At 71.8% G+C, this 17676-nt stretch carries 18 protein-coding genes; 12 read left to right on the top strand and 6 right to left on the bottom strand.

What is annotated here, in order from left to right:
- Positions 1-13 precede the first annotated feature (13 nt).
- Positions 14-640, top strand: a complete 627-nt coding sequence (locus LN042_RS29505; RefSeq protein WP_230054460.1) for an NUDIX domain-containing protein — start codon at positions 14-16, stop codon at positions 638-640.
- Between the two features lie 101 nt (positions 641-741).
- On the opposite strand, the gene LN042_RS29500 is transcribed toward LN042_RS29505, so the two are convergent.
- From LN042_RS29500 to LN042_RS37460, 5 genes are all read right to left on the bottom strand, one after another.
- Positions 742-1065 (bottom strand): MazG-like family protein, encoded by a 324-nt coding sequence (locus LN042_RS29500; protein WP_230054459.1) that lies wholly within the window; start codon positions 1063-1065, stop codon positions 742-744.
- A 27-nt stretch (positions 1066-1092) separates the two neighbouring features.
- A complete protein-coding gene (gene tmk, locus LN042_RS29495; RefSeq protein WP_230054458.1) occupies positions 1093-1698 on the bottom strand; it encodes a dTMP kinase in 606 nt (201 codons plus the stop codon).
- On the bottom strand, positions 1695-3203 hold the full coding sequence (locus LN042_RS29490) for a B12-binding domain-containing radical SAM protein (RefSeq protein WP_230054457.1): 1509 nt from the start codon (positions 3201-3203) through the stop codon (positions 1695-1697). Before LN042_RS29490 ends, tmk begins: the two co-directional genes overlap by 4 nt.
- Positions 3157-3990, bottom strand: coding sequence for a DNA glycosylase family protein (locus LN042_RS29485; RefSeq protein WP_230054456.1), 834 nt, complete (start codon positions 3988-3990; stop codon positions 3157-3159). The genes LN042_RS29490 and LN042_RS29485 overlap by 47 nt, the downstream gene beginning before the upstream one ends.
- 105 nt (positions 3991-4095) lie before the next feature.
- Positions 4096-4584 (bottom strand): ATP-binding protein, encoded by a 489-nt coding sequence (locus tag LN042_RS37460; protein ID WP_230054455.1) that lies wholly within the window; start codon positions 4582-4584, stop codon positions 4096-4098.
- A 302-nt stretch (positions 4585-4886) separates the two neighbouring features.
- On the opposite strand from LN042_RS37460, the gene LN042_RS29475 reads away from it, so the two are divergent.
- The 11 genes from LN042_RS29475 (at position 4887) to LN042_RS29425 (ending at position 17119) form a co-directional block, all read left to right on the top strand.
- Positions 4887-5762 (top strand): helix-turn-helix domain-containing protein, encoded by an 876-nt coding sequence (locus LN042_RS29475; RefSeq protein WP_230054454.1) that lies wholly within the window; start codon positions 4887-4889, stop codon positions 5760-5762.
- Positions 5759-5989 (top strand): DUF397 domain-containing protein, encoded by a 231-nt coding sequence (locus tag LN042_RS29470; protein WP_230054453.1) that lies wholly within the window; start codon positions 5759-5761, stop codon positions 5987-5989. Before LN042_RS29475 ends, LN042_RS29470 begins: the two co-directional genes overlap by 4 nt.
- Before the next feature lie 383 nt (positions 5990-6372).
- Positions 6373-7230 (top strand): hypothetical protein, encoded by an 858-nt coding sequence (locus tag LN042_RS29465; protein ID WP_230054452.1) that lies wholly within the window; start codon positions 6373-6375, stop codon positions 7228-7230.
- Positions 7231-7521: 291 nt separating this feature from the next.
- Positions 7522-9336 carry a tetratricopeptide repeat protein gene (locus LN042_RS29460; protein WP_230054451.1) on the top strand — a complete coding sequence of 605 codons (1815 nt, stop codon included), beginning with the start codon at positions 7522-7524 and terminating at the stop codon, positions 9334-9336.
- Between the two features lie 300 nt (positions 9337-9636).
- Positions 9637-10755 carry an alanine dehydrogenase gene (gene ald / locus LN042_RS29455; RefSeq protein ID WP_372495842.1) on the top strand — a complete coding sequence of 373 codons (1119 nt, stop codon included), beginning with the start codon at positions 9637-9639 and terminating at the stop codon, positions 10753-10755.
- Between the two features lie 285 nt (positions 10756-11040).
- On the top strand, positions 11041-12198 hold the full coding sequence (locus LN042_RS29450; RefSeq protein ID WP_372495841.1) for a ParA family protein: 1158 nt from the start codon (positions 11041-11043) through the stop codon (positions 12196-12198).
- Complete coding sequence (locus tag LN042_RS29445; protein ID WP_230054474.1) at positions 12195-12770, top strand: hypothetical protein; 576 nt, start codon at positions 12195-12197, stop codon at positions 12768-12770. The genes LN042_RS29450 and LN042_RS29445 overlap by 4 nt, the downstream gene beginning before the upstream one ends.
- Positions 12771-12859: 89 nt before the next feature.
- Positions 12860-13741 (top strand): segregation and condensation protein A, encoded by an 882-nt coding sequence (locus LN042_RS29440; RefSeq protein ID WP_230054449.1) that lies wholly within the window; start codon positions 12860-12862, stop codon positions 13739-13741.
- A gap of 383 nt (positions 13742-14124) precedes the next feature.
- Positions 14125-14709 carry an SMC-Scp complex subunit ScpB gene (scpB, locus tag LN042_RS29435; RefSeq protein WP_230054473.1) on the top strand — a complete coding sequence of 195 codons (585 nt, stop codon included), beginning with the start codon at positions 14125-14127 and terminating at the stop codon, positions 14707-14709.
- Positions 14710-14763: 54 nt separating this feature from the next.
- The gene (locus tag LN042_RS29430) at positions 14764-15963 is read left to right on the top strand and encodes a pseudouridine synthase (RefSeq protein ID WP_230054448.1); all 1200 of its coding nucleotides are present in this window, start codon (positions 14764-14766) and stop codon (positions 15961-15963) included.
- Between the two features lie 175 nt (positions 15964-16138).
- Positions 16139-17119: a helix-turn-helix domain-containing protein gene (locus LN042_RS29425; protein ID WP_230054447.1), complete on the top strand. Its 981-nt coding sequence runs from the start codon at positions 16139-16141 to the stop codon at positions 17117-17119.
- A 181-nt stretch (positions 17120-17300) separates the two neighbouring features.
- On the opposite strand, the gene LN042_RS29420 is transcribed toward LN042_RS29425, so the two are convergent.
- Positions 17301-17663, bottom strand: coding sequence for a DUF952 domain-containing protein (locus LN042_RS29420; protein WP_230054446.1), 363 nt, complete (start codon positions 17661-17663; stop codon positions 17301-17303).
- Between the last annotated feature and the right edge of the window lie 13 nt (positions 17664-17676).

Below are 17676 nucleotides of genomic sequence, written 5' to 3'. Positions count from 1 at the left end.
GGGGAGTGTCGGCATGATCAAGGACATCGCGGAGGAATGGGCCGTCCGGTCCAGCTCACAGCCCTTCCAGGGCAGGATGACGGGGGTGCGCAGCGACGAGGTGCGGATGCCGGACGGCTCCCACGCCCGCCGCGACTACCAGACCCACCCCGGCTCGGTGGCGGTGCTCGCCCTCGACGACCAGCAGCGGGTCCTGCTCGTGCGGCAGTACCGGCACCCGGTGCGCCAGCGGCTCTGGGAGCTGCCCGCCGGGCTGCTCGACGTGCCGGGGGAGAACCCGCTGCACGCCGCCCAGCGCGAGCTGTTCGAGGAGGCGTACTGCAAGGCGGCCCGGTGGCGGGTGCTGGTCGACTTCTACACCTCGCCGGGCGGCAGCGACGAGGCGCTGCGGATCTTCCTGGCCACCGACCTGTCCGAGGCCGAGGGCGAGAAGTTCGACGCGCAGGGCGAGGAGCTGGAGATCGAGACCGCCCGGGTGCCGCTGGACGAGCTGGTCGCCCTGGTCCTGGCCGGCGAGCTGCACAACCCCACCCTGGTCACCGGCACCCTCGCCCTGCGGGCCGCCCTTTCCGCGGGCGGCCCGGAAGCCCTCCGCCCGGCCGACGCGCCCTGGCCGGCCCGGCCGTTCCCGGCGGGGTGACGATCGGTGAACGTGCCGGCGCCCGCCTCCCACAGCAGGCGGGCGCCGTGCCCCACACCCAGAGCGGCGGGGCGGTGCTGTCGCACACTGACCGGACTGGGTTATCCGGCCGGGGCCAGGGCGCGCTGGGCGATGTGCTCGACGCGTGCTTCGAAGACCTTGCGGGCGTCGGGGGTGAGGGAGCGCAGGGCAGTCATGGCGGTGAGGATGACGTCGCTCAGCTCGTCGTAGACGTCCTCCATCCGGTGGGTCCGGCCCTTGCGAGGGTTCTGCCCCATGACACCGATCAGAGCCTGGGTGACCTCGCCGACCTCCTCGGAGAGCTTCATGACCCTCAGGAGCTTGTCGGTCTCCGGCGGGAGGGTACTGCTCTCGTCGATCCAGGCGACGATCCGTTCGATCGTGTTCCAGGTCGTCTCTTCCATGGGCAGTTCCTTGGTGTGAGGTGCGGGTCAGGCCGCGTACCGGGCCGTCAGGGATTCAACGACCTGCCGGGCGGCTTCGGTGGGAGTGGCATGGCCGACATCGATGGCCATGACCGGCACGTGTAGTTCGCGCAGCACAACGGTGGCCTGCTCGTACAACGCGACCTCCCGCGCAGGGACGGCCGTGTCTCGTTCGAAGCGGTGGTGGGCGCCCCGCGACGCGATGCGGGCGGCCACCACTGCCGGGTCGGCCGTGAGGATCACCGCTAGGTGGGGCAGGTCGGCCGCGGCGTTCAGGTTCACGATGAACTCCAAGGGCACGCCGTCGAGCCGCTGGAGAACCAGAGAGGACGGCAAGTAACGGTCGCAGATCACGGTAGCGCCAGAGGCGAGAGCCGGAAGAATCTCGCTGGTCAGGTGCTGGTAGCGGTCGGCGGCAACCAGGCAGGCCAGCGCGTGGCCGGTGATCGTGTCGGCGTTGGCGCGGGTGAACCGGCCCAGCGGGCTGGTCGAAGGCTCAGCGGTGGCGTGGACGCGCCGCCCAGCAGCCCGGAGCTGTCCGCAGACGGCTTGGACCAGTGTGGACTTCCCGATGCCGCCGGGGCCGTCCACGGTGACGAACAGCCCGGTCACGCGGTGGCCTCCCGGGTAGCCGCGTTGCGGTCGTACTGCCGGCGTGACAGCTCGGCCAGGTGGGAACGGATCTCGGCCAGTGGGGTTTCACCGAACTGGATCTCAACGGAGAAGTTGAACTCGTCCCGTCCGCGCATCGCCTCGTCAGCGCCGTGCTCCGTGAGGTCCACGTCGCCGTAGTCCATCATCGCGGCCGGGTCGTGCCCCTCCCGGACGAGCTGGCCCCACACGGGACTGCCGGGGTAGGGACGGAACTCGAACACGGAGGCGCGGAACCGTCCCGGCAGCCGGTCCTCCAGAGCCCACAGGTCGTGGATGTGGGCCACGGTGGCGCGCAGATCGGCTCGCTGTTCCCCCGGGTATCCGAGGATGAAGTACCCCTTCACGTTGATCCCACGCTCCATCAGCCGCCGGGCAACGCTGAGTGTCATGGCCGCAGTGATCCGCTTGTCCATGGCGCCCAGGATGCGGTCGCTGCCTGACTCGATCCCAAGGGCGACCTCGCGCAGGCCGTTGGCCGCCAGCGTGTCGAGCAGGCTGTCGTCGGCCCGGTGCAGCACATTGATCCGGCCCGTGGCGTCCCAGACGTACCGGCTGCCGACAGCCTCGGCGCTGAATGCCGTCATCGCCTCGCGGATGAACCGCTCGACGCCGAGGAAGAGATCATCAACGAACCGGAACGCGGTGACCCCGTACGAGCTGTGAAGGTGATCCAGCTCCGCCAGGATGCTGGACGGCTTCCGGGTGCGAATCGTGATGTCCGGGTTCGCGGACACCGCCGCTCCGCAGAATCCACAGTCATACGGGCAGCCCCGGGAACCTACGACGTTCGCCTCGATGCGGCCGTCCTCGGCCGTGTAGGGGTCCTGGGGGAGGAATTCCCTGTTCACCATGGGCAGGGCGTCGAGGTCCGGAGCGGTCCACCGCCCAGCGGCCTGCCGGTCGGCGATGCCGGCGCCAACGGTGCCAAGCAGTCGGTCCCGCCACATCACGCCGGGAAGTTCGGTTCGGCGGCGCTCGTCTTCAAGTAAGGCGGCGACGCGCAGTTCGGCTTCACCGATGATCAGGGCTCGAGCGTGGTGGAAACGCGGGTCCTTCAGGACCTCACGGGGCATGGCCTTGGCGTGGTGGCCCCCGACAACCAGCCGGATCGAGGGGGCGAGGCCGGAGGCGATCCGTGCGGACAGCTGGTAGGTGGGTGCCAGGAGGTTCAGGCCGACCCAGCGCGGGGCTGCTCGGTTGATGATCTCGACGGTGGTGTTGACGCCCAGCCCGTAAGCTTCGGCATCGAGCAAGCCGACGTTGAATCCGGTCTGGCGGGCGTAGGTGGCGATGTAGGCCATGCCGAGGACGGGCAGGGTGTAGTCGTTGGTGCGGGGCCGCAGGGTGTAGTCCCGCAGCGGCGCATTGACGAACAGAGCGTCGAGCGAGTGGCGCGGGTCCGCTCCGACGATCAGGTCACTGACGTTGGTGTTCGGCTCCCTCGCGGGGCTCGGAACTGGCATTGCTCCCCCAAGCAAGTGTGAGGAGGGTCAGGGCGTGGAGCTGCCGGGCGTTCTCGGCCGTCCGTGTCCAGACGTCGCAGAACGCCTTGTCGGTCGTGGGCCAGGCGACGTCTGGCGCGGCGCGTTTGGCCCAGGTGCGGACGGCGAGGTCCCCGTGCGGGTAGACGGAGAAGTCGCCGGTGAAGTCGGCCGTGGCAGCGGATGCGGTCCACGGGCCGATGCGCGGGATCGTGTCGAGTGCGTCCACCAGGTGTGCAGGATCGAGCGCGGACCACGCGGTGTTGCCCTCCAGGTAGGCGGCCGCTGCGGCCTGGAGCGCGGTTCGGTGGAAGGCCGCGCCGACAGCCTTGAAGGCTTCCTCCGACAGCGCCAGGACCGACTCAGGCCCAGGAACAACGGCCAGGCGTCCGACAGGGGTGTCATAACCGGTCCCATAAGCCGCGCACCACCGGTGGTACAGCGCGCGGGCCTGTGCAGCGCGGACGACCTGTCGCAGTACGGCCGTGGTGATGGCGTCCCACAGCGACGGGTTCGGCAACCGGACCACGGTGCCCAAGTCGGCCAACGCGGCGGCGAGGTTGCAGTCGGTGGCTTCCGGTAGTTCCGCCGCCGTGATCTCGTCCGACTGGGGCTTGGTGTCCTCGCTCCCGTCCAAACAGGACAGGCTCAGCCCCGTCTTGCCCCACGTGGCGAGCCAGGTGCCCGTCGGGGAGCGCATGATGCGGCTGGCCGTTCCACCGACCGTCTCCCAAGCGGGGTGGTCGACGACGAGGACTGATGTGGGCACGGTGCTCTCCTGATGTTCTGGGGCAGAGCCCGAATGGTATGGCGGCCTCGCGGGGCGGTTTGTCGTTTCGTCAGTACTCGCCGCGTTTGGCGGTCCCTTGATCTGTCAGGCGGTCAGGAGCCGTTGGCCACTCTGTTGCTCGGTGACCGGGGCCGAGCGCTGGTCGGCGACCGGCGTGGTGTCGGCCGCGACGCTGAAGTACACGGTCTTGCCCCACTGGGTCCTTCCCCAGCCCCACGAGTGGGCGAGCGCGTTGACCAGGGCGAGGCCGCGACCGGAGTTGCTGGTGGTCGAGGCCGGGAGCACGGCGGGCAGTTGCACTGAACGGTCGCTGACACAGACGCCCAGGCGACCTCCGGTCCAGGTGATGCTGACCCAGCACTCGTCACCGCCATGCGCCAGGGCGTTGGTGATGACCTCGGAGGCGCAGAGCCTCACGTCGGCCAGTGCCTCGGTCGACAGTGGCAGTGCCCGCATACGGGCTGCGGCCACGATCCGGTCACGGGCCTGACGGACGGCGCCCGCGCCGGCTCGAAGGTAGAAGTCGTCGATGGTCCCGTTGGGGAACTGTTGGGCGGAGTGAAGCTCGGACACAGGGGCTCCCAAAATGTGCAAGGGGTGCTGTGAGGTGCCCGGCCGACCTTGGCGGCGGCCGATATCTGCTGACAGGCCTGGACAGGCGCCGGCAGGGCGCTGCAAAACATCAGGAGTGACGAAGAAGTGACGGTACGTCACCTCTACTGGCATCAGAGTGCACCTTGAACCCTCAGACTGACAAGCTTGTAACCCAAACTGCCAGGGTGAAATACACGTGTTCTATCGACCTGCGCACCTGGGGGTGCAAAACTGCACCTGGCGGTACCGATACCGCACCTAGTAAGGAACGGACTGCACCTATGCCAAACGTGCGTGCCATCCCGACCGTTCGGCGTCGGCGTCTCGGCAGGGCCCTGCGCAAGTACCGCTTGCAGGCGAAGCTGAGCCTGGATCAGGTGGCGGGGCTGATGGGCGCGAAGTGGGACGGACCGAAGGTTTCTCGTATCGAGAACGCGCAGGCCAAGATCAACGCTCTTGAGGTCGCTGCTCTTCTCGGCCATTACGGTGTGACGGACACGGAGGTCGTCGCCGCCTTGGAGGAGCTCGCGCGCAACGCGGGCAGGACCGGCTGGTGGAGTACGTACGACGGCGTTGTCCCGCAGTCCCTCGAAGACCTGATGGATGCCGAGGCTGGCGCACGCGAGATCCGGGCGTACTACGCCACCGTGATCCCAGGCCTGTTGCAGACGGGGGCGTACGCGCGGGAGATCACGGCTGCCACCGCAATCCACATCCCCGCACAGCGGCACGCGGCGATCGTGGACGTTCGGATGGGACGTCAGGCCAATCTGACGAGGCCGGCGGATCCGGCAGAATACTGGTTCGTGATCCACGAGGCCCTGCTGTGCCAGAAGTTCTCGCCGCATCCGTCTCTGATGCGCGAGCAGTGCCTTCGGCTGATGGACGTGAGCGAGCTGGCGAATGTCAACCTGCAGATCATGCCGCTGGACGCTGGGCCTCACCCTGGTGCGCGAGGGAACTTCTCGATCCTTCACTTCCCCAAGCCATGGCCCTCCCTGGTCTCCATCGAGAGTGCGGGCGAAAGCCGCTACCTGGAGAGCGAGGAGGCAAGCGAGCGGTTCCAGAAGGACTTCGACCGGATCGTCGCCTCGGCGCTGCCCGCCGATCGGTCGCGCGACACCATCAGGAAATACATGGAAGGAATGGTCCGTTGAGCACCGCCACTGATCGCAAGGAAGACCTCTACGCACTGGACCTGACAGGTCTCCCTCGGCGCAAGTCGCCGCTGAGCACCGATGACAACAACTGTGTGGAGATCACCGACCTCCCGGGCGGCGGTGTCGCGTTCACTGACTCGAAGCGTCCTGACCGCAGTGACCTCCGCTTCACGAAGGAAGAGTGGGCGGCCTTCACGGAGGGCATCCGTCGGGGGCTCCTATAGAGCGGAGGCCATGGCACCTCCCGCCGCTTGGGCAGCTCGACGAGTTGACGGCCTCGGTCCTGGCCGGCGAGCTGCACAACCACCCTGGTCACCGGCATCCTCGCTGTGGGGGCGCCCGGCGGGTCCGGTGGCCCGGCGGTGCCGAGCAGCGCGGCGCAGCAGTGCGGCGGCCGGGCCCGGCACGTCAAGGGTGCGGCGGGCCTCGCCGTTCACCATACGAGACGGTAGTTCGGCATCGGATAACGATTGCCTTCGAGGTCTGTCCGGGAGCCTTCCCCGGTCCTAGGCTCCGGCGCGTGTCGATCCTTCGAAGATTTCGCGCTTCCGGCCCGCGGCTGCTGCCCGAGCTCGACGATGTCAAACTCGGTCGAGTACGGCGACAGGTGAGCTCCCCCGGCCTTCCCGGGCAGGACGAGATCCTGGTCGACACCGTCGACCGGCTGCTCAAGGAGGCCGGGGACGACTGGGACCGCCGCGCGCACCGGTTCGCCGTCCTCGCCGACGCGGCCGCGCCCTCGGCGTTGGCCCGGTCCTGGCGGATGCGCCGCCCGCGCAGCGCTGACGCGCTGATCTTCGAGGCTTGGGTCGAGCTGGTCCGGGGCCGGGCCGAAGGGAGGATGGCCGACCTGCAGGCCGCTGCGGACCACTGCTACCGCGCCGCGGACGCCGTACCGGAGGACCCCACTCCCTGGGTGGTGCTGCTCGGGATCCTGCGGACGGCCCGTGCCGGCACGCACGAAGTCTTCCCGGTGTGGTACGAGGTGACCTCCCGCGATCCCTGGCACCGGGAGGCGCACCTGCAGATGCTGCGGTACCTCTCCGCGGAGGAGTGCGGCTCGCGCAGCAGCCAGTCGGACTTCGTGCACGCCGTCCGGTCCGCGGTGCCGGCGACCGCACCGGCTGCCGGTGTGGAGCTGACCGCGCTGGTCGAGGAGCACGCCCGGGTCACCGCCAAGGGCGGCGTGGAGGCGCTGCTGGTCCGCAACATGTGGACGAACAACCGCGGCACCACCGCCCTGGCCACCGCCCTGGCCGACTGGCCGCATCCCGGCCGGCTGCAGCACGCGGCCGCCGTGGCCGACCTCAACCTGCTCGCGTTCGCCCTGGTCCGGGCCGGCCGGGTGCGTGAGAGCACCGAAACCTTCCGCCTGATCGGCGATACGGTGACGCCCTGGCCGTGGTCCCTGGACGGCGACCCGCTCGGCGAGTTCTCCTACTGGAGGGCCAAGGCCCTGGGCTGACGCGAGGTCGGGGGGCCGCGGCTGCGCAGCGGGCTCCGCTGGCGATCAGGTGGGCCGCTGCCGCGAGCAGGCCCGGCACCGCGGAGGCCGTCGGCCGGTGGGCTGCGCGGGTGGTGGCGGATCCCCCCCGCCGGGCGACTGTCCGGGTGATTCGCCGATCGGGGGGATCGGAGTTCGCTCGGCAGCGGGGCCGGGGCGAACTACGCTTCGCTGACGGGATGCTGGGCGATCGGGTCGGGAGTGGCGCTGGTGGTGAGGGAGACGGCGACGATGGGTGCGCGGCTCGCTTCCATGGGGGTCCCCCCGGCCGAAGGCCGGGGGAGGGCGGCGGCGTCCGCGCCCGGGGTGCCCGAGCCGTTCGTCGGACGGGCGGCGGAGCTGACCGCGCTCGCCGTGCGGTTGCGCGGTCCCGTGCGGGAGGGGGGCTGCCGGGTGCTGCTGGTGGCCGGGCGGCCCGGCTCGGGGCGGACGTCGCTGGCCCGGCGGTTCGCCGCCACCGCGGCGGGCGGGCGGCAGCTGCTGGCCGTCCGGCTGTCCGACCCCGATGGCACCCCGCACCCGCCGGGCGCGGTAGCCAAGCGCTTGCTCAGCGAGCTGGGCGAGGAGACCGAAGCGCTCCCGCTGCCGGCCCCGGATCAGGAGCACCCGGCCTGCGCCCGCCTGCGCGCGGCGCTGACCGGCCGCGACACCCTGCTGCTGCTCGACGACGTGGCGGACGCCGAGCAACTGCGCCCGCTGCTGCCCGAGGAGCCGCGCTGCCTGGTGCTCGCGGTGGCCGACCGCCCGCTGACCGGGTTGGCCGACGAGTTCACCGTCGACCCGGTGATCCTGCGCGGCCTCGACGAGTCCGCCGCCGTCGACCTGCTCACCGCGCTGGTCGGTGGCACCCGGATCAGCTGCGATCCGGTCGCCGCCGCCGAGCTGGCCGAGACCTGCGCCGGCCGGCCGGCGCCGCTGAGGCTGCTGGCCGGCTGGCTGCGCGCCAACCCCAAGGTGGCCGTGCCCGAGGCGGGTGCCGCCCTGCGTGCCGTAGCAGCGGACAGCGGCGAAGCAACGGCACGGGACCCCCTGGTCGCCGCCCTCCACCTGCGCTACCGCAGCCTCCCCGTCGCCCAGGCCCGCCTGCTGCGGATGCTCACGCTGGCACCCGGCGGCTACGGCGACCCGCGCACCGCCTCCGCGCTGGCCGGTTGCCCGGCGCCCGAAGCGGTCGTGATCCTGCAGGCGCTGGCCGAGCAGGAGCTGCTGGACCCGGCCGAGCCGACCGCCGACGGCACCCCCCGGTACCGGGTGCCCGGCCGGTTCCACGCCGAACTGGTCGCGCTGCGCGAGCGGCACGACCGCCCGGCCGCCCTGCAACTGGCCCGGGCCCGGCTGCTGGAGCGGCTGATCCGGCTGGTCGACTCGGCCCGGGCCCTGCTCGACCCGGCCGTGCCGGCCCCCGATCCGCTGCCCGGTCCGCTCCGGCTGCGCAGCGCGGGCCACGCCCGGGCCTGGCTGGGCGGCGAGCGCGAACTCCTCCTGCGCACCGCCGAGCAGGCCCTCGCCCAGGGCGACCTGGACGGCTCGGTGGCCCGCCTGGTCGGCGCCCTGCTGCGCACCCTCCCGCTCACCGGCCCCGGCCGACCCGGTCCCGCCGACGCCTACCGGTTGCACCACCTGGTCCTGGAGCTGGCCGAACGCCAGGCCGCACCGCGCCGGGCCGCCGCCGCCCTGCTCAACCTCGCCGATCTACGGGCCGCCGCCGGACACTGGGCGCCGGCCGCCGAGTTCTACCAGCGCGCCGTCGCCCACACCCGGGAGCCGCGCGACGACGCGGCGGCCGCCCGGGCCCTGGAGGGGGTGGGCGAGTGCCGGCGCGCCCTCGGCGAGGCGGTCCGGGCCGCCGACGCCTACGGCCGGGCCCTCGCACTGCGCCAGAGCATGGACGACCCGGCCGCCCAGGCCCGGCTGCTGGTCCGGATCGCCGAGGCGCACGCCGCCCAGCGCCGACCGGACGAGGCGGTCCGCGAGTACCGGACGGCGCTCGCGCTGCTGCGCCGACTCGGCGACGACCGGGGTGTCAGGGCCGTCGCGGCGGCCCTGGAGCAGCTGCACGGCAGCTGACCAGCGAGTGGCTCCCGGGCAACCTTGCGGTGACCCGTGCACTGTTTGGGAGATTTGCCTGGAAGATCGTGATTCGCCAGGATCTTTCTAGGGCAAGCCTACGAATCTGCCAATGGCCCGGGGAGATTTAGTCACATTGGAAGGCTGACGGATGCACTGGGCTTCATTACACTCGACTTAGTCGCGCAGTGCAGCGTGTCTTGGCCTGGCCGTGCCCATGCCGGAGGCATGCCCCCCGCGCACCCACCCTCCGGTCTTCCCCCGGTAGGGACCCCCATGGCAAGAGGGACGTGTTTAACCGTGACCAAGGTCGGCATCCCCCGCGAGGTCAAGAACCACGAGTACCGCGTGGCCATCACGCCGGCCGGCGTGCATGAGCTGGTCCGCAACGGCCACGAGGTCTTCATCGAGGACGGCGCCGGCGTCGGCTCCTCCATCCCCAACGAGGAGTACGTGGCCGCCGGTGCCACCATCCTCCCCACCGCCGACGAGGTGTGGGCCACCGCTGACCTGCTGCTGAAGGTCAAGGAGCCGATCGCCGAGGAGTACCACCGCCTCCGCAAGGGTCAGACCCTCTTCACCTACCTGCACCTGGCCGCCGACCGGGCCGGCACCGACGCGCTGATCGCCTCCGGCACCACCGCGATCGCCTACGAGACCGTCCAGCTGGCCAATGGCGCGCTGCCGCTGCTCGCCCCGATGTCCGAGGTCGCGGGCCGGCTGGCCCCGCAGGTCGGTTCCTACCACCTGATGCGCCCGGTCGGCGGCCGCGGCGTGCTGCCGGGCGGCGTCCCCGGCACCCACCCGGCCAAGGCCGTGGTGATCGGTGGCGGCGTCTCCGGCTGGCACGCGGCCACCATCGCGATCGGCATGGGCTACGAGGTGACCCTGCTGGACCGCGACATCAACAAGCTGCGCGAGGCCGACAAGATCTTCGGCACCAAGATCAAGGCCATCATGTCCAACTCGTTCGAGCTGGAGAAGGCCGTCGTCGAGGCCGACCTGGTGATCGGCGCCGTGCTGATCCCCGGTGCCAAGGCCCCCAAGCTGGTCACCAACGAGCTGGTCGCCAAGATGAAGCCGGGCTCGGTGCTGGTCGACATCGCGATCGACCAGGGCGGCTGCTTCGAGGACTCGCACCCGACCACCCACGCCGAGCCGACCTTCCAGGTCCACAACTCGGTCTTCTACTGCGTGGCCAACATGCCGGGCGCGGTGCCGAACACCTCCACCTACGCGCTCACCAACGCCACCCTGCCGTACGTGGTCGAGCTGGCCAACCGCGGTTGGAAGGAGGCGCTGCGCCGCGACGCCGCGCTGGCCAAGGGCCTGAACGTGCACGAGGGCCAGATCACCTTCCCGGCGGTCGCCGAGGCGTTCGGCCTGCCCTCCGTCTCCCTGGAGAGCGTGCTCGCCTGACGCCGCACCACGCGTGGGCCTGAGGTCGATCAGGCGCCGCGGAGCCATGTCGTGAGCCCCTGGCCGGCGTCCGCCGGTCGGGGGCTTCGCCATGCGTCAATCCGCTGTGGGCTGGATCACCCACCCCTTGACAGAACCCGGTCGGACGGCCGACACATCGGTCCCACTACCGTGGATTGTGTTGCTGCGAACGCCCGGAACGGCCTAGAGTCGCAAACCGTCGGCATGGTGTCAGGCTGACGAATCGACATAATGCCCTGGATGCCCAAGGAGGTAAGACGACTTGTGAATGAGTCGACATTTGCTCCCGGGGGTGGTCAGCCAGGCCTGGCGGAGCACGTCTCCGGACAGCCGACCGACGACACCGGGGCCGGATATTCCACCGTCGGGGCCGAGGAGATCGGCACGGTGGCAGTGAGGACCTTCGAGGCGCGCCAGGCGGCCGCCCAGACCCCGGTCTACGAGGCGGACCTGTCGGCCCAGCAGCTGGGCTACGCCGAGTTCGCCTACGGTTCCTACGACGACCCGGACGCCGAGTACGAGCCCGACCCCGAGTACGCCGCCACCCTGGCACCGGACGCGGCCCGCCAGCGCCGTGAGCGGATCGGCCCCACCGGCCGCCCGCAGCCGTACTTCCCGATCCCCGCCCCGCTCGCCGAGCACGGTCCCGCGAAGATCATCGCGATGTGCAACCAGAAGGGCGGCGTCGGCAAGACCACCTCCACCATCAACCTGGGCGCCGCGCTGGCCGAGTACGGCCGGCGGGTGCTGCTGGTCGACTTCGACCCGCAGGGCGCCCTCTCGGTCGGCCTGGGCGTCAACCCGATGGAGCTGGACGTCACCGTCTACAACCTGCTCATGGAGCGGGGCCTGACGGCCGACGAGGTGCTGCTGAAGACCGCCGTGCCCGGCATGGACCTGCTGCCCTCCAACATCGACCTGTCGGCCGCCGAGGTGCAGCTGGTCAGCGAGGTGGCCCGGGAGTCCGCCCTGGCCCGCGCGCTCAAGCCGCTGCTGCCGGACTACGACTACGTCATCATCGACTGCCAGCCCTCGCTCGGCCTGCTCACCGTCAACGCGCTGACCGCCGCGCACAGCGTGATCGTGCCGCTGGAGTGCGAGTTCTTCGCGCTGCGCGGGGTCGCCCTGCTGACCGAGACCATCGAGAAGGTCTGCGAACGGCTCAACCCGGAGCTGCGCCTGGACGGCATCCTCGCCACCATGTACGACTCGCGCACGGTGCACAGCCGCGAGGTGCTGGCCCGAGTGGTCGAGGCGTTCGGCGAGCACGTCTTCCACACCGTCATCGGACGCACCGTCAGGTTCCCGGAGACCACCGTGGCCGGCGAGCCGATCACCACCTACGCCACCAACTCGGTGGGTGCCGCCGCCTACCGCCAGCTCGCCAGGGAGGTGCTCGACCGGTGCCGCCCCGTCGAGTGAGCCTCCCGGGGGCCGACGAGCTGTTCCGCACCACCGGGGGGATGGCGCTGTCGCCCTCCCTGGCCAGCCGTCAGAACGCCGAACCGGCGGACGGCAGCGGTGCCCAGCAGCCTGACGCCGCCTCGGCTGACGCTCCCTCGGGCAGCACCGGCGCCGCGCCCGCCACCGGCCCCGCCGTGGGGGCCTCCCCGGCCGAAGGCTGGGGGAGGGTGCCCGGCGGTCGGAGCGCCGAGAACGCCCCTGCCCCGGCGCCCCGCGTCGCCCCGCAGAGCGGCACCGCGGCCGCCCCGGCCGGCCCCGAGGACCAGCAGGCCGACCCGCTGCGGCGCCGCCCGCGCGGCCGGGCACCGCGGCGCCCCAGCGGCCGCGAGCGGCACGACGAGAAGATCACCGTCTACGTGTCCGCCGAAGAGCTGATGGACCTGGAGCACGCCCGCCTGGTGCTGCGCGGCGAGCACGGGCTCGCGGTGGACCGCGGCCGGGTGGTGCGCGAGGCGATCGCCGTCGTGCTGGCCGACCTGGAGCAGCGCGGCGAGGCGAGCATCCTGGTGCGGCGGCTGCGGGGCCGCTGAGCCGGGCCCGGGCCGGGCGCGGGCCGTCGTGCGGCCGCTGAGCGCGTACAACCGGGCGCGGGCCGTGCGGCGTGTGAAGATGGACCGCCATGGCCACCACCACCGCCCCCGAAACCGCCCCTGAGCAGGACCACCCGCGTGGCGCTCCACGCGACCAGTCCTTCACCGTCAGGCTGGCCAACTTCGAGGGCCCGTTCGACCTGCTGCTCGGCCTGATCGCCAAGCACCGGCTGGACATCACCGAACTCGCGCTCTCCACGGTGACGGACGAGTTCCTGGCGCACATCCGTGCCATGGGGCCGGACTGGGACCTGGACCAGACCACCGAGTTCCTGGTGGTCGCGGCCACCCTGCTCGACCTCAAGGCGGCCCGGCTGCTGCCCGCCGCCGAGGTCGAGGACGAGGAGGACCTGGCCCTGCTGGAAGCCCGCGACCTGCTGTTCGCCCGGCTGCTGCAGTACCGGGCCTACAAGCGGGTCGCTGCGGTCTTCGAGCAGCGCTGGGCGGAGGAGGGGCGCCGCCGCCCGCGCACCGTCGGCCTGGAGCCGCACCACGCCGAGCTGCTGCCCGAGGTGGTGATCCACATCGGGCTGGAGCGGTTCGCCCAGCTGGCCGCCAGGGCGATGACGCCCAAGCCCGCGCCGGTGGTCTACGTGGACCACATCCACACCCCGCCGGTCAGCGTGCGCGAGCAAGCCCAGCTGGTCGCCGACTACCTGGCCGAGCACGGCTCGGCGGTCTTCGCCGAGCTGGTGGCCGACGCCGACAGCGAGCTGGTCGTGGTGGCCCGGTTCCTGGCCCTGCTGGAGCTCTACCGGGAGCGGGCACTGGCCTTCGACCAGGCCGAGCCGCTGGGCTCGCTGACGGTCCACTGGGTGGCCGAGGCGGACCGCGCGGCGATCGAGGTGACCGACGAGTTCGACCGGCCCGCCGGTGAGCCGGAGGAGGAGAAGGAGAGGGAGCAGCGGTGAGCAGCGTGCCACCCCCTGGGGCCGACGGCGGCCGGCCGATCCGCCGCAGCCTCGGCCTGCCCGGCCAGTCGCGCGACGACGAGTGGCTGGAGCCCGCCTACTCGGCGGAGCCGGACCAAGGCGCCCGGACCCCCGCAGAGGTGGCGGAGCCGGTGGCCGCCGTGCCCGAGCAGGCCGGCGCCCCCGAGGCCGCGGCGGCCACCGGGATCCCCAGGGCCACCGGGGGCCCCGGGGCCACTGGGTCGCCGGAGAGCACTGCGGCTCCTGAGGCTGGCGAGGCTTCGGGGAGCGGGGAGACTTCTGCGGCCGACGGGGCTTCGGGGAGCGGGGAGGCTTCTGCGGCCGACGGGGCTTCGGGGAGCAGGGAGGCTCCTGAGGTCGCGCTGCGCCCCGGCCTGGAGGCGGTGCTGATGGTCGCCGACGAGCCGATCCCCGAAGCCCGCCTCGCCGATGCCGTCCAGCGGCCGCACGCCGAGGTGGCTGCCGCGCTGCGCGAGCTGGCCGCCGAATACGCCGCCCAGGGCCGCGGTTTCGAGCTGCGCCTGGTGGCCGGCGGCTGGCGCTACTACAGCAGCGCCGCCTGCGCCCCGGTGGTCGACCGCTTCGTGCTGGACGGCCAGCAGGCCCGGCTCACCCAGGCCGCGCTGGAGACGCTGGCGGTGGTCGCCTACCGCCAGCCGGTGTCCAGATCCCGGGTTTCCGCGGTACGCGGTGTGAACTGTGACGGCGTGATGCGTACCCTGGTACAGCGAGGCCTGGTGGAAGAGACCGGGACCGAGCCCGAAACAGGTGCGATCCTGTATCGGACGACAAGCTACTTCCTGGAACGGATGGGGCTGCGCGGCCTGGACGAGCTCCCGGAACTGGCGCCCTTCCTGCCTGAGGTCGACGACGTGGAAGCGGAGTCCCTCGAAGGCACGGCGATCGCGGACGCGGTGGCCGCCGCGAGCGCACGGGAAGTGCATTGAGGTCGGCCGGCACGACTTGCACTTCTCGACGGAACAACGACGTACGGACATTTGATGCGTAGTAGCGGTAACGGCAGGAACAGCGGTGCGGGTGGCCGCGGCGGCAGCGGTCGCGGGGGCGGCTCCTCCTACGGCGGCGCGCGCGGGGGCGGTGCGTCCCGGGGCGGCGGCGGTGGCGGCGGTGGCTTCCGCGGCGGCAGCAGTGGTGCCGGCGGCGGTGGCTTCCGCGGCGGCAGCAGCGGCGGCCGTGGTGGTGCGGGCGGCGGCGGACGCCAGGGCGACCGGCGGGACGACCGCCGCTCCTCCGACCGCCCCCTGCGCCCCGAGGAGCGGCGCTACGACCGTCCCGAGTACGGCGGCGGACCGAACGCCGCCCCCTCCCGCGGTCGCGGCCCCGCGCAGCGCCCGGGCGGCAAGGGCGGCGGCCAGCGCCCCGCCCCGCAGCGCTCGCGCGAGCTGCAGGCGCGGATCGAGGACGCGGTGCTGCGCCGCCACGAGCGGCCGTCCGCCGCTGCCCAGGGCGACGGCGGTGAGGCCGGCGAGCGCCTGCAGAAGGTGCTGGCCCGGGCCGGCGTCGGCAGCCGGCGCGCCTGCGAGGAGCTGATCGCGCAGGGCCGGGTCGAGGTCAACGGCCGGCTGGTCACCGAGCAGGGCAAGCGGGTCGACCCGCAGCACGACGAGATCAAGGTGGACGGCCTCACCGTGGCCACCCAGTCCTACCTGTTCTTCGCGCTCAACAAGCCGGCCGGCGTGGTCTCCACCATGGAGGACCCGGACGGCCGCCAGTGCCTGGGCGACTACGTGAACAACCGGGAGACCCGGCTGTTCCACGTCGGCCGCCTGGACACCGAGACCGAGGGCATCATCCTGCTCACCAACCACGGCGAGCTGGCCCACCGGCTGACCCACCCGCGGTACGGCGTCACCAAGACCTACCTGGCCGCGATCCAGGGCCCGATCCCGCGCGACCTGGGCAAGCAGCTGGCCCGCGGCATCGAGCTGGAGGACGGCTTCGCCCGCGCCGACGGCTTCCGGGTGGTCTCCAACGTCGGCAAGAACTACCTGGTCGAGGTCACCCTGCACGAGGGCCGCAAGCACATCGTGCGCCGGATGCTGGCCGAGGCCGGCTTCCCGGTGGAGAAGCTGGTCCGCACCCACTTCGGGCCGATCGCGCTGGGCGACCAGAAGTCCGGTTGGCTGCGCCGGCTGACCAACCCCGAGGTCGGCCAGCTGATGCGCGCCGTCGGCCTGTAGGGTCACGCGAATCCCTCCGAAGGGGCCGGGCACACCGCCCGGCCCCTTCGTCCTGTCCGGCATGTGGTCGCTGCGGCGGTCGGGTTGTCAACCAACCACCTCGTGGCACAAGATGGCCATGAAATCAGCACTCAACGAATGGCGTGAACTCGCCATGCTTGGGGGAGGGGTCGTCATGTCTGAAGCGTTCGGCGCTCTCGGGCTCTCCGAACCCGACGGCCAGGTGTACGCGGCCCTGGTGGCGGCGCCCCGCTCCACCGCCGCGGATCTGGCCGAGCGCTGCGGGCTGACGGTGCAGCAGAGCGGCAAGTCGCTCAGCCGCCTCGCCCAGCAGGGCATGGCGACCCGGGCCCCGGTGGACCGGGACCACTACCTGGCGGTCGCCCCCGACGTCGCCATCGGCACCCTGATCGGCCACCGCGAGGCCGAGCTGCGCAGCGCCCGGGCCGAGATGCACCGGCTGATGGACGCCTTCCGCGAAGCCTCCCGGTACACCGACCCGGCCCGCTCGGTGGAGGTGCTCACCGGCGCCGAGGCGATCGCCCAGCGCATCGAGTACCTGCAGGACACCAGCGTGCAGCAGGTGCGCGGCTTCGACTGCCCGCCCTATGTGCAGGACGTCGCCGCCAACCTCGTCCACCAGCGCCGCAAGCTGATCGAGGGCGTGCGCTACCGCGCCATCTACGACCGCGAGGCGGTCGCGTGGCCGGGGCGGCTGGAGGACGACATCCTGGTCGGCGTGCGGGACGGTGAGGAGGCACGGGTCCGCACCACCCTCCCGATGAAGCTGATCATGTCCGACGACCGGATGGCGATCATCCCGATCAGCGTCGGTGACAGCGTGCTGGACGCCGCCTACGTGATTCACCCGTCCGCGCTGCTGCAGGCGCTGGACCGGCTCTTCGAGGCCGAGTGGGAGCGGGCGGTGCCGCTGCAGGCCACCCTGGGAGCCGACGCCGGAGTGGTCGACCCGGATGGGGACCACCGCAAGCTGGTCGGCCTGCTGGCCGCCGGCCTCACCGACGAGTCGATCGCCCGCTCGCTCGGCTGGAGCGCCCGCACCACCCAGCGCCGGCTCCAGGCCCTGATGCGGGAGCTGGGCGCCAGCACCCGCTTCCAGGCCGGCCTCGCGGCCCGCGAACGCGGCTGGCTGTAGCGCCGGGCGCGTCCGCGAGCCGTGGGCGGCTCGGTTCAGGGCTCGGCTCCAGGCTCGGCTCGCCTTCAGTCGAGCCCAGGGCTGGTCTCAGGGCTGAGCCACAGGGCTGAGCCACAGGGCCGGCCCCGAGGCTGGGCGCACGGCTGAGCCTGAGGGCCGGCCCCGAGGCTGGGCTCAGGGCTCAGCTCCAGGGCACGAAGCGGGTCCAACGGCCGTCCGGACCGCGCTCCAGCTTCTCCAGGCCGACCACTGCGGTGCGGTTCAGCCGCCCGTAGATGTGCGGGAAGAGCACGTCGGGCGCCGTGCCCGGGGGACGGCCGCCGGTCGGCGCCTCCCAGCGGATCATCGGCTCCACCCGATCCTCCTCGATCAGCAGCGCCATCAGCGGGTCCGGCGTCGCGGCGAAGAAGACGTTCGCCACCGCCAACGCCGTCGGCTCGTCCGGCGAGCAGTGGATGTAGCCGTCGGTCAGCAGCGAGGTGGCGCTGTACGGCCGACCGGGATCGCGAAGCCAGTCATCCAGGGGCGCGAGATGCAGGATCATGAGTCTTTTGTAC

Origin of the sequence: Kitasatospora humi (assembly GCF_020907985.1) — a bacterium.
Lineage (GTDB): Bacteria > Actinomycetota > Actinomycetes > Streptomycetales > Streptomycetaceae > Kitasatospora > Kitasatospora humi.
Note: the sequence above shows the minus strand (reverse complement) of the source record. Positions and strands in the feature narration are given on the sequence as shown.